Source organism: Arthrobacter sp. AB6 (assembly GCF_031844545.1).
Taxonomy (GTDB): Bacteria; Actinomycetota; Actinomycetes; order Actinomycetales; family Micrococcaceae; genus Arthrobacter.
Window position 1 is genome coordinate 49,244 of the sequence record NZ_JAUZVL010000024.1, and the last position, 19,823, is coordinate 69,066.

At 66.4% G+C, this 19,823-nt stretch carries 23 protein-coding genes and 1 pseudogene; 16 read left to right on the forward strand and 8 right to left on the reverse strand.

Features of this window, described 5'->3' with window-relative positions; genetic code table 11:
* The first annotated feature begins 56 nt into the window (after positions 1–56).
* Both Q9R30_RS16220 and Q9R30_RS16225 read left to right on the forward strand, forming a co-directional pair.
* A complete protein-coding gene (locus tag Q9R30_RS16220) occupies positions 57–809 on the forward strand; it encodes an HAD family phosphatase (protein WP_104996582.1) in 753 nt (250 codons plus the stop codon).
* A gap of 148 nt (positions 810–957) precedes the next feature.
* Complete coding sequence (locus Q9R30_RS16225) at positions 958–3,300, forward strand: glycoside hydrolase family 65 protein (RefSeq protein WP_104996583.1); 2,343 nt, start codon at positions 958–960, stop codon at positions 3,298–3,300.
* A 21-nt stretch (positions 3,301–3,321) separates the two neighbouring features.
* On the opposite strand, the gene Q9R30_RS16230 is transcribed toward Q9R30_RS16225, so the two are convergent.
* Complete coding sequence (locus Q9R30_RS16230; RefSeq protein ID WP_311218237.1) at positions 3,322–4,650, reverse strand: MFS transporter; 1,329 nt, start codon at positions 4,648–4,650, stop codon at positions 3,322–3,324.
* Between the two features lie 159 nt (positions 4,651–4,809).
* Here Q9R30_RS16230 and Q9R30_RS16235 point away from each other — a divergent pair, with 159 nt between their 5' ends.
* Both Q9R30_RS16235 and Q9R30_RS16240 read left to right on the forward strand, forming a co-directional pair.
* Positions 4,810–5,622, forward strand: coding sequence for a hypothetical protein (locus tag Q9R30_RS16235; protein WP_104999587.1), 813 nt, complete (start codon positions 4,810–4,812; stop codon positions 5,620–5,622).
* Positions 5,606–6,355, forward strand: a complete 750-nt coding sequence (locus Q9R30_RS16240; RefSeq protein WP_311218238.1) for a 5-oxoprolinase subunit PxpA — start codon at positions 5,606–5,608, stop codon at positions 6,353–6,355. Before Q9R30_RS16235 ends, Q9R30_RS16240 begins: the two co-directional genes overlap by 17 nt.
* Before the next feature lie 92 nt (positions 6,356–6,447).
* On the opposite strand, the gene Q9R30_RS16245 is transcribed toward Q9R30_RS16240, so the two are convergent.
* Complete coding sequence (locus Q9R30_RS16245) at positions 6,448–7,806, reverse strand: DUF445 domain-containing protein (protein WP_104996586.1); 1,359 nt, start codon at positions 7,804–7,806, stop codon at positions 6,448–6,450.
* Positions 7,807–7,855: 49 nt separating this feature from the next.
* Here Q9R30_RS16245 and Q9R30_RS16250 point away from each other — a divergent pair, with 49 nt between their 5' ends.
* The 6 genes from Q9R30_RS16250 (at position 7,856) to Q9R30_RS16275 (ending at position 11,166) form a co-directional block, all read left to right on the forward strand.
* On the forward strand, positions 7,856–8,755 hold the full coding sequence (locus Q9R30_RS16250) for a glycerophosphodiester phosphodiesterase family protein (protein WP_311218239.1): 900 nt from the start codon (positions 7,856–7,858) through the stop codon (positions 8,753–8,755).
* Positions 8,756–8,811: 56 nt separating this feature from the next.
* Entirely contained in the window at positions 8,812–9,261 is a 450-nt protein-coding gene (locus tag Q9R30_RS16255; RefSeq protein ID WP_104996588.1) for a hypothetical protein, read from the forward strand.
* A gap of 26 nt (positions 9,262–9,287) precedes the next feature.
* Complete coding sequence (locus Q9R30_RS16260; protein WP_311218248.1) at positions 9,288–10,058, forward strand: AzlC family ABC transporter permease; 771 nt, start codon at positions 9,288–9,290, stop codon at positions 10,056–10,058.
* The gene (locus tag Q9R30_RS16265) at positions 10,055–10,366 is read left to right on the forward strand and encodes an AzlD domain-containing protein (RefSeq protein WP_104996589.1); all 312 of its coding nucleotides are present in this window, start codon (positions 10,055–10,057) and stop codon (positions 10,364–10,366) included. Before Q9R30_RS16260 ends, Q9R30_RS16265 begins: the two co-directional genes overlap by 4 nt.
* A gap of 232 nt (positions 10,367–10,598) precedes the next feature.
* A complete protein-coding gene (locus Q9R30_RS16270) occupies positions 10,599–10,742 on the forward strand; it encodes a hypothetical protein (RefSeq protein ID WP_234005493.1) in 144 nt (47 codons plus the stop codon).
* 82 nt (positions 10,743–10,824) lie between these two features.
* Positions 10,825–11,166: a hypothetical protein gene (locus Q9R30_RS16275; RefSeq protein ID WP_311218240.1), complete on the forward strand. Its 342-nt coding sequence runs from the start codon at positions 10,825–10,827 to the stop codon at positions 11,164–11,166.
* A gap of 9 nt (positions 11,167–11,175) precedes the next feature.
* Here the strand turns inward: Q9R30_RS16275 and Q9R30_RS16280 are convergent, their stop codons facing one another.
* Both Q9R30_RS16280 and Q9R30_RS16285 read right to left on the reverse strand, forming a co-directional pair.
* A complete protein-coding gene (locus tag Q9R30_RS16280; protein WP_104996592.1) occupies positions 11,176–11,400 on the reverse strand; it encodes a hypothetical protein in 225 nt (74 codons plus the stop codon).
* 148 nt (positions 11,401–11,548) lie between these two features.
* Positions 11,549–12,184: a TetR/AcrR family transcriptional regulator gene (locus Q9R30_RS16285; RefSeq protein WP_104996593.1), complete on the reverse strand. Its 636-nt coding sequence runs from the start codon at positions 12,182–12,184 to the stop codon at positions 11,549–11,551.
* 121 nt (positions 12,185–12,305) lie between these two features.
* Here Q9R30_RS16285 and Q9R30_RS16290 point away from each other — a divergent pair, with 121 nt between their 5' ends.
* The 6 genes from Q9R30_RS16290 (at position 12,306) to Q9R30_RS16315 (ending at position 17,250) form a co-directional block, all read left to right on the forward strand.
* Positions 12,306–12,629, forward strand: a complete 324-nt coding sequence (locus Q9R30_RS16290) for a thiamine-binding protein (RefSeq protein ID WP_104996594.1) — start codon at positions 12,306–12,308, stop codon at positions 12,627–12,629.
* 71 nt (positions 12,630–12,700) lie between these two features.
* Complete coding sequence (locus Q9R30_RS16295) at positions 12,701–13,378, forward strand: O-methyltransferase (protein ID WP_311218241.1); 678 nt, start codon at positions 12,701–12,703, stop codon at positions 13,376–13,378.
* Positions 13,379–13,482: 104 nt separating this feature from the next.
* Positions 13,483–13,962 (forward strand): Dps family protein, encoded by a 480-nt coding sequence (locus tag Q9R30_RS16300; RefSeq protein WP_104996596.1) that lies wholly within the window; start codon positions 13,483–13,485, stop codon positions 13,960–13,962.
* 14 nt (positions 13,963–13,976) lie between these two features.
* Positions 13,977–15,104: an acyl-CoA dehydrogenase family protein gene (locus Q9R30_RS16305; protein WP_311218242.1), complete on the forward strand. Its 1,128-nt coding sequence runs from the start codon at positions 13,977–13,979 to the stop codon at positions 15,102–15,104.
* A complete protein-coding gene (locus Q9R30_RS16310) occupies positions 15,098–16,510 on the forward strand; it encodes a bifunctional PIG-L family deacetylase/class I SAM-dependent methyltransferase (RefSeq protein WP_311218243.1) in 1,413 nt (470 codons plus the stop codon). Before Q9R30_RS16305 ends, Q9R30_RS16310 begins: the two co-directional genes overlap by 7 nt.
* A gap of 20 nt (positions 16,511–16,530) precedes the next feature.
* Positions 16,531–17,250 carry a glycosyltransferase gene (locus Q9R30_RS16315; RefSeq protein WP_311218244.1) on the forward strand — a complete coding sequence of 240 codons (720 nt, stop codon included), beginning with the start codon at positions 16,531–16,533 and terminating at the stop codon, positions 17,248–17,250.
* A 74-nt stretch (positions 17,251–17,324) separates the two neighbouring features.
* Here Q9R30_RS16315 and Q9R30_RS16320 read toward each other — a convergent pair whose 3' ends face one another.
* The 4 genes and pseudogenes from Q9R30_RS16320 to Q9R30_RS16335 form a co-directional block, all read right to left on the reverse strand.
* Positions 17,325–17,501, reverse strand: a complete 177-nt coding sequence (locus Q9R30_RS16320) for a CsbD family protein (RefSeq protein ID WP_104996599.1) — start codon at positions 17,499–17,501, stop codon at positions 17,325–17,327.
* Positions 17,502–17,633: 132 nt separating this feature from the next.
* Positions 17,634–17,891, reverse strand: coding sequence for a hypothetical protein (locus Q9R30_RS16325; RefSeq protein WP_104996600.1), 258 nt, complete (start codon positions 17,889–17,891; stop codon positions 17,634–17,636).
* A gap of 304 nt (positions 17,892–18,195) precedes the next feature.
* Complete coding sequence (locus tag Q9R30_RS16330) at positions 18,196–19,446, reverse strand: YihY/virulence factor BrkB family protein (protein WP_311218245.1); 1,251 nt, start codon at positions 19,444–19,446, stop codon at positions 18,196–18,198.
* Positions 19,447–19,587: 141 nt separating this feature from the next.
* A pseudogene (locus Q9R30_RS16335) lies at positions 19,588–19,823 on the reverse strand (hypothetical protein); the annotation flags it as partial.

Below are 19,823 nucleotides of genomic sequence, written 5' to 3' on the forward strand. Positions count from 1 at the left end.
GCCAAGCATCCAGCCTTCCAGGCTGCCCGCCGTCCTGAAAGGACAACGCACCGCTGATGACTGAAAACATTGCAGCAGACAACGCAACAGCCGAGGTGTCCGCCTGGGCTGGTGCCTCTGCCATCCTTTTCGACCTGGACGGTGTGCTGACCCCCACGGCAACCGTCCATGAGCGGGCATGGCAGGAACTGTTCGAGGACTACCTGGCGGACCGGCCGCAGGTTCCCGGCTACAGCGAGAGTGACTACTTCGACCACATCGACGGCAAGCCGCGCTTCGACGGCGTCCGCGATTTCCTGGCCTCGCGCGGGATTGTGCTCCCTGAGGGCCCCACTGACGACGACCCCGCCAACACTACTGTGCAGGGCCTGGGCAACCGGAAGAACCGGATCTTCAACGACATCGTGAGCGCCGGCGTGGAGCCCTTCCCCGGCTCGGTGCGCTTCCTCGAGGCTGCGCTGGACCGCGGACTGAAGGTTGCCGTCGTCTCTTCTTCCCGAAACGCTCCAGCCGTCCTGGAGGCAGCCGGACTCAGCGCCCGGTTCCCGGTGGTGGTGGATGGCGTGGTCGCGGCAAGCGAAGGCCTGCCCGGCAAGCCCAGTCCCGCCACCTACGAGTACGCCGCCCGCCTGCTGGGCCTCCCCACCGGCGAATGCGTGGTGGTGGAGGACGCAGTGTCCGGCGTCCAGGCCGGCGAGGCCGGAACCTTCTACTCGGTCATCGGTGTGGACCGCGGCGCCGGGCGGCAGGCGCTGCTCGACGCCGGAGCCACCCTGGTGGTCAACGACCTCAAGGAACTTCTGCCTTAGAGACTGCAGCCTTCCCCGAGGCCGCCCGCTGCTACCCCCGGCAGCTCACGTCAGTACGCATTACCCCCGAACGCATTACCCCCCCGAAAAGTATCCCCAGGCCGGCAGCAAACCGGTTGCCCGGCCAAACGCCAAAGGACCCAACACCATGGCCCTGATCTCAGCGGACCGCGAAAGATTCCCCAGCACACCCTGGCAGCTCGTGGAGACACGCCACGTACCGGGCAATGAAGGGACGTTGGAAACCCTTTTTGCCCTGGGCAACGGACACCTGGGGATCCGCGGCGCCCACTGGGCCGCCGCCGACTCCGACCTGCCCGGCAGCTTCATCAACGGGCTGCACGAAATCTGGGACATCAAGCACGCGGAAAACGCCTTCGGGTTTGCCCGGACCGGCCAGCGCATCCTCTACATACCGGATGCCAACAACTTCACCGTGGTTATCGACGGCGAGTCTCTCAGCCTGGCCGAGTCCGAGGTATTGGACTACCGGCGCTCCGTGGACTTCTCCACCGGGGTGTACGAATGCCGCGTCACCTGGCAATGCCGCTCCGGCGCCGTCGTCACCACCACCGAACGCCGGGCCGTGGGTTTCGCCTCCCGCGGAGCCCTGGGGATATCCCTGGATGTGGTGACGGACCGTGAGGTTTCCGTGGACATCACCTCCTCGGTGATCAACCGCCAGGACCAGCCGGTGGAGGACCACTCTGTCCACGATCCCCGCCGGGCGGGCCGCCACGCCGGACGCGTGCTGCTGCCCCTGCGCCTTGACGGCGGCGACGGGTCACTCCGGCTGGCCTGGGAGGCCGCTGAATCCAAGCAGCGCGTGGGCGTCGCGGTGGACCACTGGACCTCCGCCGGGCACCAGCCGTTCGACACGCTGGTGGACCAGGATGACAGCAGCGTCCGCTACGTCCTGGCCGTCGGCCCGGGCGAGCCGTTCCGCCTCGAAAAGAGTGTCAGCTATGCGGCCGGCCCGGCGATCCAGGACCCCGCCCTCGACCCCGCCGCGGCCGCAGAGGAAGGCCTCCGTCCGGTGCAGGACGTCTTTGCCGAGAGCGAAGCGCACTACCGCGACTACTGGGCCACTTCTGACATTGTGGTTGACAGCCAGTCCGTGCTGCAGCAGGCCATCCGCTGGAACCTGTTCCAGCTCGCCCAGGCGACGGCGCGTGCAGACGTCGCCGGCATCCCCGCCAAGGGCGTGACGGGATCCGGCTACGAAGGCCACTACTTCTGGGACCAGGAGGTCTACCTCCTGCCGTACCTGACGTACACCAACCCCGGCGGCGCCCGGCAGGTCCTCGAATTCCGCCATGGAATGCTTCCCGAGGCCAAGATCCGGGCCAAGGAGCTGAGTGTTGACGGCGCCCTGTTCCCGTGGCGCACCATCAACGGGCTGGAAGCCAGCGCATACTACGCGGCCGGTACCGCACAGTTCCACATCGCCGCTGCCATCGCCTTTGCCGCCAACCGTTATTTCTGGGCCACCGGGGACACCGCGTTCCGCGACGGGATGGGTGCCGAACTGCTGATTGAAACGGCGCGGATGTGGATCTCGCTGGGCTTCTTCGGCAAGGACGGGCTCTTCCACATCCACGGCGTCACCGGTCCCGACGAGTACACCGCCGTGGTCAACGACAACCTCTACACCAACGTAATGGCCCGCTTTAACCTGCGTGCTGCCGCGGCCCTGGAGCATGCGGGCATCACGAACGAGGAGCGGCAGCTGTGGGAAGCGGCTGCGAACCGCATGCAGCTGCCGTTCGACGAGCGCATGCAGGTGCATTCGCAGGACAACGACTTCATGCACCTCGAACCGTGGGACTGGACCACGCCCCGGTCCAAGTACCCCCTGCTCCTGCACTTCCACCCGCTGGTGATCTACCGCCACCAGGTCCTGAAGCAGGCAGACACCGTCCTGGCAATGTTCCTGCAGTGGCAGGATTTCACGCCTGAGGAAAAGCACCGCGCCTTCGACTTCTACGATCCCCTGACGACGGGCGATTCAACGCTTTCGGCCTGCGTCCAGGGCATCATGGCCGCCGAGGTGGGGTACTCGCAGGAAGCGCTGGACCACTTCACCAACGCCTTGTTCATCGACCTCGATGACACGCACGGAAACACCATCGACGGCGTGCACATCGCCTCCACGGGCGGGGTGTGGAGCTCCCTGGTCTGCGGTTTTGCCGGGTTGCGCGACCAGGGCCCGGTTCCGTACTTCGACCCGCGGCTGCCGTCGGAGTGGGACGGGCTCACCTTCCACCTGAAGATCCAGGGGCGCCTGCTGCTGGTGGAACTGCGCGCGGGGACCCTCACCCTGACGGTCCGCGAAGGGGAAGCCCTGGCCGTGGATGTCCGCGGCCAGCTGGTCACGGTGGGTGCCGAGCCCGTCCAGGTGGCGCTTGAACCGTTGCCGGAGCCGGAGCCCACGGTGTTCCCCAGCGGACATCCGACGGCGAGTATCCCCGTGGTGCGTGCCAACAGCTGAGTCCGGTGCGGCTGGGAGAGCCTAGCCTTCCGCCGCCGTCGCGCGTTCCGCCTCCGGTGAACGGTCCAGGGGGTGGGCCAATTCGTCGTCGGGCATGCGCGCAGCGGCCATGGCAACCACTGCCATGACGGGGCATACGCCGCCGGCCACCAGGAAGATCAGCCAGATGGGCAGGACCTCGGCGGCCGGACCGGCCAGTGCCATGGACACCGGCATCAGGGCGAGCGACACGAAGAAGTCCAGGCTGGACACCCGGCCCAGCAGGTGCGGCGGGACGCGCCGCTGGAGCAGGGTGCCCCAGATGACCATTCCCACGCTGCCGGTGGCGCCGAAGACGAACAGCGCCGCGGCGATGGCCCAGAAGCTGTCCATGACGCCGACGGCGGCCAGGGGCAGGCTGCCGGCGCCCCAGGAAACCATCATCACCGTGAGGTAGCGGCGCGGCAGCCGGAAGGACGCCGTGAACAGCGAGCCAAACGCTGCGCCAACTCCCATGACGGCCAGGAGGAAGCCGAACATGCGGGAGTCGCCGGCCAGCTGGTCGCGCACCACGAAGGGCAGCAGTACCTCGATGGGCCCGATCAGGAACAGCACGGAGATGCACGCCCAGATGAGGGTCCACAGCAGCCATGGTGTCCGCAGGGTGTAGCGGACTCCCTCGCGCAGGTCGTGGAAGAAGGATGTCCCGGCAGTCTCAGCGGCTTCACCGGCAGCCGCTCCGCGTTCCTGCGTCTCCGCCCCGTTGACGGGCGCCTTCAGTGCATGCTGCCCCAGGAAGTTCAGGACGATGAAGGCCAGCAGGTGGCACGCCGCAACTGCCGTGACAGCGTGCGACGGCGACAGGGCAGCCACCACCAGGCCCGCCACGGCAGGACCCGCAGCCTGCTGGAGCACGGGCCGCATGGACCCCTCCATCCCGTTTGCAGCCAGCAGGTCCTGGGCGGGGAGGATGCGGGGCAGGATGGCAGAGTAGGCAGGGAAGAAGAAAGCGGCGCCAACGCCAAGGACAAAGGACCCCGCTGCAACGTGCCACAGCTGGAGCAGGCCGGCCATGGCCAGCCCGCTGACGGTGGCTATCACCGCAAGGTTGGCACCCTCCACGGCGATGATCAGTCGCCGCTGGGGGACCCGGTCCGCTGCGATGCCGCCCGCCAGGACGAACGCCACCAGGCCCGCGCTGCCCGCGGCGGCGACCAGGGAGAGCTCCAGGGGACCGCCGCCCAACTGGATCACCTGGTACACCATGGCCACGGCCCACATGCCGGAACCAAAAATCGAGATGGCCAACGCTGCGATGAGCACCCGGTACTCGCGGTGCGCAAAGGGCCGCAGGGCTTTAGGGGTGGGCATAGGGTAAGTCTAGGCTTTGGGCGGATGCCGGGGCGCCAGCCCACACGCCCTCCCGTCCGCGGCCGGGTGGGGAAGGGCACCGGCGGTAGCCTAATGTTAAGCAACCTTAGTATTAGCGATTCCGGCATCGGCCCGCCGGCGAGACAAACAGAGGTGACCATGGCTAAGCGCAGCAACCCCGCAGTACGAATCGCGCAGGAAACCGCCCACAACGCGGTATTCGATGCCGACGGCAAGCCCAAGCCCGGTGTCCACAACATGCTCCTCAAGGCGGTGGAGATCCAGCGCCCGCTGGTGGTGGCGTACATCCGCCGGCTGCAGAAGAGGCACCCCCGGGCCACGGCCGCGCAGCTGGCTGACATCCTGGAGCGCGACTACCTCCGCGCCGTCACCGGCGGCGGTGCGCTGGTGGGCGCAACCGCCGTGGTGCCCGGTGTCGGAACAGTCGCGTCCCTCGGACTTTCCGCCGCAGCAACCGTTGGATTCCTGGAAGCAACAGCCCTCTACTCGACGTCCCTGGCAGAGCTGCATGGGATCCGGCTCACCAACCCCGAGAAGGCCAGCACCATGGTCATGGCCATCATGCTGGGCGAGGAAGGGACCGCGCTCCTGGGGACGCTCAGCGGCCAGGCAGCCGGCAGGGAAGTGAACGCCAACAAGGCCTGGGGCAACGTCCTTTCCAAGTCGATGGTGGTGCCGGGCTTCGGCAGCATCCGGAGCAGGATCCAAAAGGCCTTCCTTAAGAACCTCCTCAAGCGCCAGGGAAGTGCGCTGTTCGGCCGGGCCCTGCCGTTCGGCATAGGTGCTGTGGTGGGCGGAGCCGGTAACCTCATCATGGGGCGCGCTGTGGTGGCCAACGCCAAGGAGGCGTTCGGCCCCATGCCGGACACCATCCCCGGGGAGCTCACTGCTGCGGCCGCGGCACAGGACAACAAAACGCTGGAAGGCAACACTTTTGGATCTCAACGCTGACCTTGGCGAATCGTTCGGTTCATGGAAGATGGGGGACGACGCCTCCATGTTCCAGCTGGTCACCAGCGCCAATGTGGCCTGCGGCTTCCACGCCGGGGACCCCGTCACCATGCTGGACAGCTGCCGGGCCGCCTACGAACTCGATGTCACGGTCGGCGCGCACGTGGGGTACCGGGATTTGGCCGGCTTCGGCCGCCGCTCGCTGGACATGAGCTTCGATGAGCTGTTCGGCGACGTCCTGTACCAGTTGGGGGCGCTTGACGGCGTTGCCCACGCAGTGGGGGCGTCCGTGGACTACGTGAAGCCGCACGGAGCGCTCTACAACCGGCTGGTGCAGGACGCCGAACAGGCTTCCGCTGTTGTGGCCGCCGTGAACGCCTACGATCCCGGCCTTCCCGTCCTTGGGCTGCCCGGGTCGGAGCTGCTGACGCAGGCGAAGGATGCAGGCCACCCGGTCTTTGTCGAGGCGTTTGTGGACCGCGCCTACCTTGCCGATGGAACGCTGGTGCCGCGCTCACAGGAAGGTGCCGTGCTGCACGACGTCGCCGCGATCGTCGAGCGGGCCGTGCGCCTTGCGACCAAGGGGGAAGTCGTGGCCCTGGACGGCAGCGTTGTACAGGTCCGGCCGGATTCCCTGTGCATTCACGGTGACACTCCGGGAGCCGTTGGGATGGCTGCCGCCGTCCGGACGGGGCTGGAGGCAGCCGGCGTGGAACTGGAGCCGTTCGCCTAGGCCTGAAGAGCAACGCGGGGTCACTTTTGGCCCGTGCGGGGCCGTTTATTGGGCGCTAAGTGACCTCGCGTTGCTTGGAAAAGGGCGATTGCTCACCCAAATATCAGGTGCGCCACCGTAAAAATTGCCAACCCGGCAAGCGAGCCCACCACGGTGCCGTTGATCCGGATGAACTGCAGGTCCTTGCCCACCTGGAGTTCGATCTTTTGCGAGGTTTCCTGCGCATCCCAGCGGGCCACGGTATCGGTGATCACTCCTGCGATGTCGGAGCGGTACGTCCGCACCAGGTAGCCGGCGGCATCGCCGATCCAGGTGTTCACTTTCCCGGCGAGCTCGGGTTCGCTGACCAGCCGGGAGCCGAAGTCGCGGACGGCAGCCTTGAACTTGATGGTCAGTTCGCTCCCGGGATCATCCACCGCGCCCAGGAGGGCGTTCTTCACGGTGCCCCACGTGCGGGAGGCGAGTTCGCGCACCTCGGGATCGCCGAGAACCTGGGCCTTGATGTCCTCGGCGCGGGCAATCATCGCCGGATCGTGCTGCAGGTCCTGCGCGAGGTCGTTCAGGTACTTATCGATCGACTGCCGTACCTGGTGGTTCGGGTCGGCCTGCACCGCGCGAACGAACTTGAGGATCTCCACATAGACCTTGTCGCCCACCAGTCCGTCTACGAACTGCGGCACCCATGTGGGGGAGCGGTCGGACACCAGGTGGGTGACCGTATCGTGGTTGTCATCCACCCAGTCGGCGGCCCGGTCCACCAGCAGGTCCACCAGCTTGTGATGGTGCCCGTCGTGGAAAATGCGCTCTGCCATCTTTCCCACGGGAGGTCCCCACGGCGGAGCCAGCAGGTGCTTGCGCACCATTCCCTCGATGACCGCCTGGACGTCGTCGTCGTTCAAAACCTTGAAAGTACCCCGGATCAGGGCGGCGCCTTCCTTGGCTACCCTGTCTGCGCCGCCCGGCGTGGCCAGCCATTCGCCGGCCCGGCGGGCAATGTTGACGCTGGCCAGCTTCTCCTGGACCACCTGCTCGGAGAGGAAGTTGGTCTCCACGAACTCGCCCAGCGAGGCGCCGATCTGGTCCTTCCGGCGCGGGATGATGGCTGTGTGCGGGATCTTGATGCCCATGGGGTACTTGAACAATGCGGTAACGGCGAACCAGTCAGCCAGCGCGCCCACCATGCCGCCCTCGGCTGCCGCCCGCACGTACTGCAGCCACGGATACTCCTTCTGCAGCGCGAAAGCGAAGACAAAAACCACCGCCATCACCACCAGCAGGCCCAGCGCCACCAGCTTCATCCTCCGCAGCGCTGCCGCCTTTTCGGCGTCGCCCGGGCTGAGGTGATGGACGACGGCGGCACGCGCCTTGGGGCGGCCCTTCGCGTGGGGCGGGGCGGAAGGCGTGGTCCCGGTGGGTGCTTCCCGGGTAGTTGGCTCAGAGTTCACCTGCATGTGCCAAGCCTAGCCCCGCGGTCCGCGCCGGGTCGGCTACCGTGTCTCCATGACCAGTGACGCATCAGGGCCGCAGCGGCCCTTGGTCTTTGCCCACCGCGGTTCCAGCGCCGCCTTCGCCGAACACACCCGTGCCGCCTATCTGCAGGCACTGGCAGACGGCGCCGACGGCGTGGAGTGCGATGTCCACCTCACACGTGACCAGCACGTTGTCCTCCTGCACGACGCCAACCTGGACCGCACCTCGGACGGAACCGGCCCCGTGGCCGAACGCACGCTGCGGGAACTGAGGCACCTGGATTTCTCGTCGTGGAAGGGCGTGCGTATTCCCGAAATGTACGGGGCGCGGTCCGAGCAGCTCCTGACCCTGCCCGAACTGCTGGTGATCCTCCGGGGCGCCGGCCGGCCGGTGAAGCTGGCGATCGAACTCAAGCACCCCAGCCCGTACCAGCTCAAGCTCGAGGACCGGGTACTTGAGGTGCTGCGGGACGAGGGCTGGGATCCCCTGACCTCGTCGCTGGACAACGTGTCCGTCACGTTCATGAGTTTCAGCCCGGACTCGGTACGGCAGTTGCTCCGCTCGGTTCAGCCAGGGTTCATCTGCCAGCTGGTGGACGATGTGGACATCCGGGTAGTCCGCGCCGGGCTGGGCTTCGGGGTGATCACCGGCGGTGCAATTGCCAACCTGATGAAGGCCGCCCAGCTCGAAGGCGAGCGGATCCTGGACACCGGCGAGGCGGGCATGGCCGGGCCCGGAATCGAGTACGTGCGCCGGCATCCGGCGTCCGTCCAACGCTGGCTCGCCGCCGGCCGGCGCTTCCGGGTATGGACGGTGGATTCGGAACAGGACGTGGCGCTGTGCGCGCGGCTGGGCATCCAGGAGATCACCACCAACGTGCCGGCCCGAGTCCTCAGCCAGCTGCAGCTGGCCTCGCCGCAGGGACGGTAGTTCCCGCCGCCGGCACAGTTTCGGTGCATCCGGCGGTGCTGTGATTGAGTTGAACCATGCCTTTTCCCCGCTCCGGCCGGGCCGTCCAACGCCTCTCCGCTGCAGCCATGAGCGCCCTGCTGCTGGCCAGCGCCGTAAAGCACTTCCGCGACCCCGGCTTCTACCGCCAGGTGGTGCCCGGATACCTGTGCCGTGACGACGGCGCTGCTGCCCCGCGGCCCTTCGCCCTCCTGTCGAGGGAGGAATGGATCGCGGTGAGCGGCCTGCTGGAGCTGGCAGCCGCCGTCGGAATCCTGGTCCCCGGAACGCGAAAGGCAACCGCCACGGGCACCACCATGATGTTCGCTGCGTTCCTCGCGGGGCATGTCGACGCACTCCGCCGGGCTTACGGCCCGCAGGGAACCCGGGCGCAGCGGAAGGTGCATACTGTGCGGCTTCCGCTGCAGGCGCCGCTCATTGCGTGGGCCTGGAGCCTGCGGAAGCCCGCCGTGGGGGCGGGCCTGTGACGCTGCTGGCATCGCCGGCAGTGCGGATGGGCATCTCCATCAGTATCGCCACCGGCCTGTACGGCGTCTCCTTCGGCGCGCTATCCGTCACATCTGGACTCAACTTCTGGCAAACCATGGCCTTGAGCCTGCTCCTGTTTAGCGGCGGCTCGCAGTTCGCCTTCATCGGTGTGGTGGCCGGCGGCGGTTCCGGCATCGCCGCCATGAGCGCTGCCACCCTCCTGGGAATGCGCAACGGGATTTACGGCATGCAGCTCAACGCCCTCCTGCACCCCACGGGCTGGCGCAAATATGTTGCTGCCCAGCTGACCATCGATGAATCCACGGCCACAAGCTCCGGCCAGGCGGACCCCGCTGAACAGCGCCGCGGGTTCTGGGCGGCCGGGATCGGCATCTACGTGCTTTGGAACCTGTTCACCGCCGTCGGTGCGCTCGCCGGCAGCGGCCTGGGCGATCCAAAACAGTGGGGGCTGGACGGCGCAGCGGTGGCTGCCTTCCTTGGCCTGCTGTGGCCGCGGCTCAAGGGACGCGAGCCGGTTGCAATCGCCGTTGTCTGCGCCGTGGCCACAGTGGCAGCCGTTCCCTTTGTCCCCGCCGGCGTGCCAATCCTCGTGGCGGCCGTGGTGGCTGCCGTGATCGGCTGGTTCAGCCACGGCCGCAGCGATGAAGGCCTGGAACCGGATGTTGACCCCTACCGGGAGCACCGCCGGCATGGCGGTACAAGCAGCAGCCCCTTCGCAGGCCCGGATGAAGGCCGGGCCCGCGCGAAGGACACCGGACAGGGGACAGCAGAATGAGTCTCTGGATCTGGCTTCTGATAGCCTGCGCCCTGGCCTACGCGTGGAAGCTGGTGGGCTACTTTGTCCCGGCCCGGCTGCTCGAGGATCCGAGGATGTCCCGCGTGGCCGGGACCATGACGATCGGATTGCTGGCGTCCCTCACGGTGGTGAACACTTTCGCAACGGGCCAGTTGCTGGTTGCTGACGCCAGGCTGGGAGCGCTCGCGGCTGCCGCCATAGCCCTGGCGCTTCGGGCGCCGTTCCTGGTGGTGGTGCTGGCCGGAGCGGGCACGGCTGCGCTCTTGAGGATCCTCGGCTGGAATTGAGCGGGCGTCCAATGGGAGCCTATGTTGCGATGTGGTGAAGATCACTCACGATGTCGATTCCCGGTTGTACTATGAGAGCGGCTATGCAGTTGGCCATGGGATCTTCATATGAATGGCGGCCATGGAAAATCAGCTGCACGCGGCCGGGGAAAGAGCCGGGCGTCCTCACCATAAAAACGTTCGACGACGGGCTGGACTGCCTGCCAAACGCTTCTTCACGCGCTATGCCGGCTTGGCGGACGTTCCGGCCGAGGACCTGGAGTCCCTCTCCCGGAGCCTGTGGAAGTCCTTTGACCTGGATCCCGCATCCCAGATTCCGGCCCTGCAGGCACTGGTGCGCCAGGAGCTTCGGGGCAGGGGAGATCCCGCTGACTAGCAGGCCGTGACCCTTGGAGCCCGTCTATGGTGGGCTGGAACGGGGCCGCACTCCACTGCGGCGGCCAGAAAGAGGAACCGACATGAATGACGACATGAACGATCAGTCACGTCCGGAGCAGCCGGAACATGGCCGAGGTGCTGAAAGCGGCGCAGCCCGGGATGCCGCTTCCCGGGACACTGATTCCCGGGACCCCGCTGCCCAGGAGGCCGCGAAGAAGACCGCCGCTAAGACAGGTTCCGAGGCGCCCGCACCGGAACGGCACGGGAAGCCGCGGCAGGGCTACCTTGACCCAAGCGGCTCCGAAGGTTCCAGGGAGCTGCGCGATACGGCCCGCCGCCGCCGGGACGCGGAGGAAAAGCTGCAGCAGCACCTGATCGAAGCCAAGGGGCACGTTCCCAACGAACACCGCGGGCATCACTGAGGCGTCAGGCTAGGCCACTCCGTGGGCTTCGCCGTCGGGCGAACCGGCCCGGCGGCTGCATTCTTCGACAGCCATTTCATACCAGGTTTCCACCCCAAATTCGGGCTCGGGCGTGTCCAGGTTCTGGTAGAGGGCATCCAGCAAGTGTGCCAGTTCTTCCGCGGTCATCGTGGGGAGGATTTCCTCCGGCCCGCGGGGATCATTGAGGTAAAGGTTCAGCTTTGAGCTGTTCATCTTAGTGCGGCCGTTGCCCGGGGGAGGTACTCGGATTGCTGCATGGGTCACTCCATATCAAGACACAGAGGGCTGGCTGCGTAACCCTTCCTGAAGTCTAGTGGCACCCTCGGGACGCCCACAATGGGGCTTGCCGTTCAGGGGAGTGCTAGCCCAGCTGGGGCTCCGCCAGGGGAGAAGGCGGGACTGGTACATGCGCCGGAAGCGGCCGGGCCGGCCGGGACGTGCGGATGGCGTCCTCAATGAGGGCAAGCGGGCGGCGCCAGGCATCGGACCCGGGCTCCATGGTGTCCACCACGCCAATGAGCATAGCGAGCAGCCGGAACATGTCAGTCATGGAGATGTCCCTCCGCAGGCTTCCCTGGCCCTGCCCGCGCACCAGCAACACGCTGATTGATTCCATGAGGGAGCCCGTAATGCCGGTCAGGAGCTCACGGCGGCCCGCGACGGCGCCCAGCAGGTTGGCATCGGCGCTGGCAGCAGCCATCAGGGCCTCGAGGACCCGCAGCAGTCCGGCGGTCGCGTCGATATCCGCCAGGGCGTCGTCGATCACGGGGTCCACTGTCAGGCGCAGTTGCCGGTTGAGCGCGGCGAGGACCAGCTCTTCCTTGTCAGCGAAGTTCCGGAAGAGGGTAGCGGGGCCTACTCCCGCCGTTGCCGCGATGGTCTGCAGCGGTACTTCCGGGCCAAACTCGCGGAAGCACTGGCGCGCCGCTGTGATGATCTTGTCCACGTTCCGCGCTGCGTCGGCGCGGAGCGGCTTGCGGACGACTGCGAGGCTCATGCGAAAAGGTTAGCAATGGAGCTTTCGGCGTTCACTGTTACTGGAGGGTAGTGGGTTATGTGACGCTCCAGGCCGCTTGTTCCCCCTGCAGGCCCCGAAGGCCGCATGGCACACTGGCACCATGTTGCTTGCGTTTTCAGTTGCCCCCTCCGGCACGCCCAGCGAAGGTTCCCGTCCCTCCGATGCTTCAGTGCACGACGCCGTTGCGGCCGCCGTCAGGATCGTCCGGGAATCGGGGCTTCCCAACAAAACGGATTCGATGTTCACGACCATCGAAGGCGAATGGGACGAAGTTTTCGATGTAGTGAAGCGGGCCACCGAGGCGGTGGGGCGGTACGGAAGCAGGGTGTCCCTGGTCATCAAGGCCGATATCCGGCCCGGCTACACCGGTGAGCTGACGGCAAAAGTGGACCGCCTGGAAGAAGCGCTCGCTGACGGTTCCTGACCCGCGGCGGCCGCATCCGCCGTCGGCCTTTTGCTCTGGACCCCGACGCGGGCCCGTGCCAGACTGTGGCAATGTTCGAGCACAAGCCCCGGCCAGAGTGGATTGCGGCTGAAGAATACCTGTCCGACGTCGTCGTCCGTCCGGATTCCGCCCTGCAGCAGGCCATTCGCTCCGCCGAAGAGGCCGGCATGCCCGCCATCGAAGTGGCTCCCAACGCCGGAAAGCTGCTCAAGCTCCTGGTCCAGATCTCCGGGGCCCGCCGCGTGCTCGAAATCGGCACCCTTGCCGGCTTCAGTACCATTTGGATGGGCCGGGGCCTTCCCGACGGCGGTACCCTGGTCACCTGCGAGTTCCTGCCCAAGCATACAGAGGTTGCGTGGGCCAACATCGACGCCGCCGGCCTGGGGGAAAAAGTGGAGATCCGGCTGGGACCTGCGCTGGAAACACTGGCCGCACTTGAGGAAGAAGCCCGGGAACCATTCGACTTCATCTTCATCGATGCGGACAAGGAGAACAACAGCCGCTACCTGGACTGGGCCGTCCGGCTGGGCCGGTCCGGGGCCACGGTGGTGCTGGACAATACCGTGTGGGAGGGGGCCATCCTTGACCCCGGAATGGACCCGGTCAATGCGCCTGGAATCATCGAGGCGCTGAAACTCCTTGGCGAGCATCCCCGGCTCGATGCCACTGTTATCCAGACCGTGGGCTCGAAAGGCTGGGACGGATTCGCGCTGGCCCGCATCCGGTAGGGTGTACTCCTTTTGCCGCGCTCGCCGCCGGAACTGCTAAGTATGCTTAGAATGAATTTTCGGCTGGAGTTCGGCCGGACAGCGAGCAGCAGCGGAGGAAACTGATGAAAGCGTCACCCACCCTGGCCGGCAATCTGCAGACGGTGCTTACCGACCTCATCGAGCTGCACCTGCAGGGAAAGCAAGCCCACTGGAACGTTGTGGGCACGAATTTCCGTGACCTGCACCTGCAGCTTGACGAGATTATTGCCGCTGCCCGGCTCTTCGCCGACCAGGCCGCTGAACGCATGCGCGCCCTGCACGCCCTTCCGGATGGCCGCAGCAGCACTGTCTCAGCCGGCAGCCGGCTGGACGAATTTCCTGAAGGGCTGACCTCCACGAAGGAGACCGTCAAGCTCATCACGGCCAGGCTGGAGCGTACGGTCCAGACCATGCGGGATGTCCATGATGAAGTGGACGAGGAGGATCCCACCAGCGCGGACCTGCTCCACGCGGCCATCGAGCGGCTGGAGCAGCTTGCGTGGATGGTCAACGCCGAGACCATGGCGGCTACTGCATCCGTCACCGAGCCGGCAGGCAAATAGGCGCCGCCGCCCCGATGCCGGAACTCTCCGAAAAACACAGCCCACCACCTGCCGGCAACGCGCCTGTCAGCCCACACGCAGTGGTCCGGCTGTCCGCGGACGGGGTACGGCCTGGCGGCGTGGATGCCTTGTTCCAGGCCGTCTCCGCTGCCGTCGGCGACGCCCCCGCGTTGCTTGCCTTGGCCCGCCAGGCCGGGAAGGAATGGCCGCGGCCCGGCGAGGGCACTACCGGGCTTCTCTGGGAGCTCCTGGCCACGGTGGCCGCCATTGACGTGGCTGCTGCCCGGGTCTTTGAGCCGCACCTGGATGCCCTGGCCATCCTTGCTCAGGCGGGCCATGATCCAGCCGATGCCACCGGGACGTGGGGTGTGTTCGCCGCGGAAGGTCAAGGCTACCGGCTCGAGGCGGAAGCCAGGGGTTCCTCGGTTTTCCTCACTGGATCCAAGCCCTGGTGCTCCCTGGCCCCGTTGCTTGACCACGCGGTGGTCACGGCCCACACGGACGACGGCGGCCGTGCGGCTTTTGCGGTGGACCTGCGCCACGCTGGCGTGACCTGCGGGAACCCGGCGTGGGTGGCACGGGGTTTGCGCGAAATTCCCAGCGGGCCGGTGCGGTTCGACAGGGTCCCCGCCGAGCCGTTGCAGGGAACCAACTGGTATTTCAGCAGGCCCGGGTTTGCCTGGGGCGGCATGGGAGTGGCCGCCTGCTGGCTTGGCGGGGCTGTGGGCATTGCCCGGGATTACCGGGACTCCCTGCGTGCCGGGACTCTTTCAGGCCGGGAGCCCGACCAGATCGCGCTGGCCTCACTCGGCGAACTGGACCGCATCCTTTCCGCCGCCCTGCAGTATTTGGCGGGAACGGCGGAAAGTATTGACCGCCGGGAACAGGGCTCCACCGGGCACGGAACTGCCGGGCAGGCATCGGCATGGAGCGATGCGCTGCGGGTGCGCGGAACCTGCGCAGCCGCCGTCGAACGCGTCTTGTCGGTGGTGGGCAGCAACCGGGGGCCGGCACCGCTGGCCTTCGACGAGAAGTATGCCAAGCGCACGGCTGACCTGGCACTGTACGTCCGCCAGCACCATGGCATGCGCGATGACGCCCAGTTGGGCGCCCTGGCCCTGAAGGGTGACGCGTCGTGGTGACCTTCCTGCACACGGATGAGGGGACTGACGAGTCAGCCTGGGCGGGCGGAGGACTCGCGGTGCTTCCGGAACTCCCGCTGGGTCCGCAGGAGCTGGCCGCCATGAAGTTCCTGGTCCTGGCCGCCCACCCGGACGACGAGACGCTCGGAGCGGGAGGCCTGCTGGCACGGCTGCAAACTGTCGGCGCAGAGGTGGACGTGCTGTTGTTCACGGCAGGGGAGGCCTCACATCCCGGCTCCACAACCGTCTCGCGGGAGGTTCTGGCCGCCATCCGCCTGGCAGAGTTCGAAGCTGCCCTCGAATGCCTGGGGCTCAAAGACCGCTGGCGCTACCATGGCCTGCCGGACAGCGGCCTGGCGGAGCACGCAGGAGACATCACCCGCTGTATCGCTGAGGCCGCTGCGGGGCTCGCCGGCCCCGCAGGCCGGCTCGCCATTGTTGCGCCCTACCGGGCCGACGGGCACGGAGACCATGATGCCCTCGGCGCTGCCGCCGCTGCTGTTGCCGCAGACAGCGGCTATGCCCTGCTTGAGTACCCCATTTGGTACTGGCATTGGGCCGTGCCCGAGCACCCCGACTGGCAGTCCTGGGTACGGCTGCCGCTGGAACCAGGCGAACAGTCCGTCAAGGCGCGGACCTTGCAGGAGCACACCAGCCAGACTCGGCCCCTTTCGCCGCATCCCGGCGACGAAGTCCTCTTGGATGAGTCCTTCCTGCGCCATTTCTCCCGGCCCTTTGAAACTTTCGCCTGGACTGCCCCGCAGGAGTTTCCTGCCGGGCAGCAGGATGCCACCGCCACCGGAAAGGCGCCCCGTACGAGCAAGGAGGCGCAGCGCATCTTTGACCATGTCCACTCCCGGGAGGCGGACCCCTGGCACTACACCACCAGCTGGTACGAGCGGCGGAAGCGCGCGCTGACGGTGGCGGCGCTGCCCGAAGAACACTATGCCTCCGGGCTGGAGATCGGCTGCTCCATCGGCACGCTGACAGCAGATCTCGCGGCACGGTGCACGAACCTGCTGGCCGTCGATGCCAGCGGTGCCGCCTTGGAACGGGCAGTTGAACGCCTGGCCCCTTTCCCGGGAGTAGCCGCCAGGCAACTGACGCTTCCCGGAGAGTGGCCCGACGGAAGCTACGACCTCGTGGTGATGTCCGAGGTTGGCTATTACTTCGCCGCCTATGAGCTCGATGTGCTGCTCGAGAGGATCAGGGAGTCCGTTGTGCCGGGAGGCACCTTGCTGCTGTGCCACTGGCGGCATCCCATCTCGGGATGGGAGCTCGACGGCGAAAGGGTCCATGCGCTGGCCCGTGACCGGTTGGCGTGGCCTGCTGCCGGCGTATACCGGGAGCGCGACTTTCTGCTGGAAACCCTGACAGCGCCCAAGGCATCGGTTCCTGCCCATTGATGCCGGTCGAGAGGGTGGCCGTGGTGATCCCGGTTCACAATGAGGAGGAGCACCTGGACGGCGCCCTCAGTGGCGTGGAGGCCGCCGTATCGAGGCTGCGGCTGGCCCAGCCTCGAATTGGCGTGCGGGTCCTTGTGGTCCTTGACTCCTGCACTGATGGTTCTGCGGCCATAGCATCCGCTTTCACTGCGCGGAACAGCTGTTTTTCTGTCCTGCCGGTCGCCTTCCGCAGCGTTGGGCGGAGCAGGCGTGCCGGGAGCTGGCAGGTGCTCGGCGCCCTAAGCGATGGCAGGCCTGAGGCCGCCGCCGGGCTATGGCTGGCCAATACTGATGCCGATTCGGTTGTTCCGGACAACTGGCTCGTGGGCCACCTGGAATTAGCTGCGGCAGGGGCCGATGCGGTCCTCGGGTCCGTGGAAGTGGATCCTGCGGGCGTCGCACCGGACTTGCTTAGCCGCTGGGAGTCGATGCACCCGTTCTCGGAAGACCATCCGCATGTGTTCGGAGCAAATTTCGGCATCCGCGGCTCGGCCTACCTTCAGGCCGGCGGGTTCCCTCGGCACCTCGCGCATGAGGACCGTGTGCTGGCGGCGCGGTTGCGGGAGAAAGGGTTTGACGTAAGGGCCACTGACACCGTCCGGGTGCTGACCTCGGGCCGGACGCAGGCGCGGGCCCCGCAGGGGTTCGGTGCCTATCTGCGCACGCTTGGCATGGACATCGCGCTGGCACCGGAGAATTAGGCCAGCGCGGGACTGAACGGCTTAACGGCAAGGGGGCCGTTGCGTTTCCGCAGCGGCCCCCTTGCCTGGCAGGGCTAGTCCTTTCGGAATGCGTCCTTGACCTTTTCGCCGGCCTGCTTCAGGTCGGCTTTCGCCTGGTCCATCTGGCCTTCGGTCCGGAGGCTTTCGTCATCAGTTGCCTTGCCGGCTGCTTCCTTGGCTTTGCCGCCCATCTTCTCGGCGGCATTGTCAATCTTGTCGTCCAAACCCATGGCATTCTCCCTTCGGCTTGTGGCCTGCGGCAATGCGCATGCCATGCTCCCATGCTAGCCAGCCGGCGGGTTGTTCAACAGGTCGCTGGCTGGAACCGACAGGCAGTTGCTGCCGGCAAAGCCGGGGGATGCCTAGACCAGGTCGGGTGCGCTGGCCACGATGTAATCCGCGGCCGCGGGGCCGGTCATGGACAGGTTGTTGCTGTCCGGGTTGATTCCGTGTGTCTGCAATGCCGCCCACAGTGCTTCCGGCGGCTGGAGGGGACCTTTGTGGAGCAGGCACCAACTGGTGTAGAGACCGTACAGCTCATCGCGTCCGAGGCCAAGGCCCGGTTCCCTGTCCGCGACAACTGCTTCGGCAATAAACTCTTCAAAATGTGTAGCAGGCATGTTCGCTCATTCGGGCTCGACCGTGGTGCCGCCGTTTCTGCTTCAGCGGCTCTGCCGGGCCCAGAAGGGCCTTGCAGAATAATCATGAAGGTATGGCAGCCGGCTCACTTTGTCCAGTTAGGCCGTCCCGCGGGCCAGGGAGTTCGTACATGATCGAGGGGGCCGACGGCGACTGGGGGGACTGGCCTCGGTCTCAGAAGAGGCCATCTCGCCGCCGGCCCCGCCTGCCCCCGGGCCACCTTGCCAAACCCGGGAAGATAACAGGACCTTCGCTACCAATTTTCCCCTATCTTGGAGGTCCTGCCTAGCCCCCGGCGCGGCCCTCCGGCGGCGCTCCTGCCGGGCCCGGCTGGCGCTGGTTCTCCTTGGTGCTGTCTCCGCCGTCGGCGCGGTCCCGGACTTTGTCCCGGACCCTTTCCCGGTGCGGCTCCGTGGGCTGGGCATCGTTCCTGCCGCCGCCTTCATTCCCGCCGGAGCCTTCGTCCTGGCCGTTGTCGGCGCTGTACTTCTCGCGGAGCTCGCGGCCGTGCCTAACGTCTTCCTCTTCCTGTTTCTGCAGCTTTTCGCTCTTCTTGGTGTCCCGCGGCGGCAGCTGAATGGTTTCCTCCGCTTCAATGCCGGCCTGCAGCTGCCGTCCGCGCTCCATTTCGGCATCGAACTCCGCACCGAACAGCAGGGACATATTCAGGATCCACAGCCACAGGAGCATGACAATGACGCCCCCAAGGGCGCCGTAGGTCTTGTTGTAGTTTCCAAAGTTGCCTACATAGAACCCGAAACCGACCGAGGCCAGCAGGAAGACGAACAATGCGATGCCGGAGCCCATGCTCATCCACTTGAATTTGGGCTGCTTGACGTTGGGAGTTGCGTAGTACAGCACGGCGATGATGGCGATGATAAGCGCGATCATCAACGGCCACTTGGCGATGTTCCACACGGTCAGGAAGACGCCGCTGAGGCCGATCAAGCCCCCGACGGCCTCTGCCACCGGGCCGCTGAGCACCAGCATGCCGGCCAGGACAGCAACAATAACCACAGCCAGGAGCGTGACCACCAGCATTGTGCCGCGCAACTTGATGAAGGGCCTGCCTTCATCCACCTCGTAGACCCGGTTCATTGCCCGGCCGAAAGCGCCCACGTACCCGGAAGCCGACCACAGCGCGGTGGCAAGGCCGATGACCAGGGTGAATCCTGCCGCTGGGGCGTTTGCCAGGTCTTGCACCACTCCGCCTACCGTGTCAACAGTCTCGGCCGGGACAAAGCTGCTGACGATTTGCAGGAGCGCATTGGTGGTCTTCTGCGGGTCGCCAAAGAGCCCTATCAGGGACACAAGCGCCAGGATGGCCGGAAACAGCGACAAGACCGCGTAATAGGTCAGGGCTGCGGCGAGGTCAGGGCACTGGTCCTTGGTGAACTCGCGCAGCGTCTTCCTGGCGATGTATTTCCAGTTTGGCTTGTCTAGTTCCTTGGGGCTTTCCGGCTTCCTGGAGTCGTTTGGATCCGGTGCCTGGCCCGCCTTGGCGGTGCTGGTTTCGGAAGAGTCGTGAGTGGCCATGGGGTGTCCTCTCGATTGGGCCTGAACCTGAGAGGCCGGCTCCGCGACGGGCGGGGCCGGCCTCTCAGTGGTGCTTATTGCCTTGTGGGGCGCCTAATGCCGTTGCGGGTGCCGCAGCGGGCCCGTTAGGTGTTGGGGAATCTAGGTGTTTTTGACGTGGTCTGCGGCGTCGGTGGCGCGGTCTTTGACGTCGGTGGCGGCGTGTTGGCCTTCGGCTTTGACGTTTTGGGCGGCGTCGGTGGCGGTGGCTTTGACGTTTGCCATGGCTTCCTGGGCGGGTTCCTTGAGGTCCTGGGCCATGTCCTTGGCGGCGTCGGTGACCTGGGTGGCCAGGGGCTCGGCGGCGGTCTTGAGCTGCTGGGCTGCCTCGCGTTCCG

Coding starts and splice junctions, on each gene's coding strand:
- Q9R30_RS16220 (WP_104996582.1), top strand. CDS start 57: ATGACTGAAAACATTGCAGCAGACAACGCAACAGCCGAGGTGTCCGCC.
- Q9R30_RS16235 (WP_104999587.1), top strand. CDS start 4,810: ATGGCTAAGCGCAGCAACCCCGCAGTACGAATCGCGCAGGAAACCGCC.
- Q9R30_RS16225 (WP_104996583.1), top strand. CDS start 958: ATGGCCCTGATCTCAGCGGACCGCGAAAGATTCCCCAGCACACCCTGG.
- Q9R30_RS16275 (WP_311218240.1), top strand. CDS start 10,825: ATGAATGACGACATGAACGATCAGTCACGTCCGGAGCAGCCGGAACAT.
- Q9R30_RS16245 (WP_104996586.1), bottom strand. CDS start 7,806: ATGCAGGTGAACTCTGAGCCAACTACCCGGGAAGCACCCACCGGGACC.
- Q9R30_RS16305 (WP_311218242.1), top strand. CDS start 13,977: ATGCCGGAACTCTCCGAAAAACACAGCCCACCACCTGCCGGCAACGCG.
- Q9R30_RS16295 (WP_311218241.1), top strand. CDS start 12,701: ATGTTCGAGCACAAGCCCCGGCCAGAGTGGATTGCGGCTGAAGAATAC.
- Q9R30_RS16325 (WP_104996600.1), bottom strand. CDS start 17,891: ATGCCTGCTACACATTTTGAAGAGTTTATTGCCGAAGCAGTTGTCGCG.
- Q9R30_RS16230 (WP_311218237.1), bottom strand. CDS start 4,650: ATGCCCACCCCTAAAGCCCTGCGGCCCTTTGCGCACCGCGAGTACCGG.
- Q9R30_RS16320 (WP_104996599.1), bottom strand. CDS start 17,501: ATGGGTTTGGACGACAAGATTGACAATGCCGCCGAGAAGATGGGCGGC.
- Q9R30_RS16300 (WP_104996596.1), top strand. CDS start 13,483: ATGAAAGCGTCACCCACCCTGGCCGGCAATCTGCAGACGGTGCTTACC.
- Q9R30_RS16265 (WP_104996589.1), top strand. CDS start 10,055: ATGAGTCTCTGGATCTGGCTTCTGATAGCCTGCGCCCTGGCCTACGCG.
- Q9R30_RS16250 (WP_311218239.1), top strand. CDS start 7,856: ATGACCAGTGACGCATCAGGGCCGCAGCGGCCCTTGGTCTTTGCCCAC.
- Q9R30_RS16260 (WP_311218248.1), top strand. CDS start 9,288: ATGGGCATCTCCATCAGTATCGCCACCGGCCTGTACGGCGTCTCCTTC.
- Q9R30_RS16285 (WP_104996593.1), bottom strand. CDS start 12,184: ATGAGCCTCGCAGTCGTCCGCAAGCCGCTCCGCGCCGACGCAGCGCGG.
- Q9R30_RS16290 (WP_104996594.1), top strand. CDS start 12,306: ATGTTGCTTGCGTTTTCAGTTGCCCCCTCCGGCACGCCCAGCGAAGGT.
- Q9R30_RS16280 (WP_104996592.1), bottom strand. CDS start 11,400: ATGAACAGCTCAAAGCTGAACCTTTACCTCAATGATCCCCGCGGGCCG.
- Q9R30_RS16255 (WP_104996588.1), top strand. CDS start 8,812: ATGCCTTTTCCCCGCTCCGGCCGGGCCGTCCAACGCCTCTCCGCTGCA.
- Q9R30_RS16330 (WP_311218245.1), bottom strand. CDS start 19,446: ATGGCCACTCACGACTCTTCCGAAACCAGCACCGCCAAGGCGGGCCAG.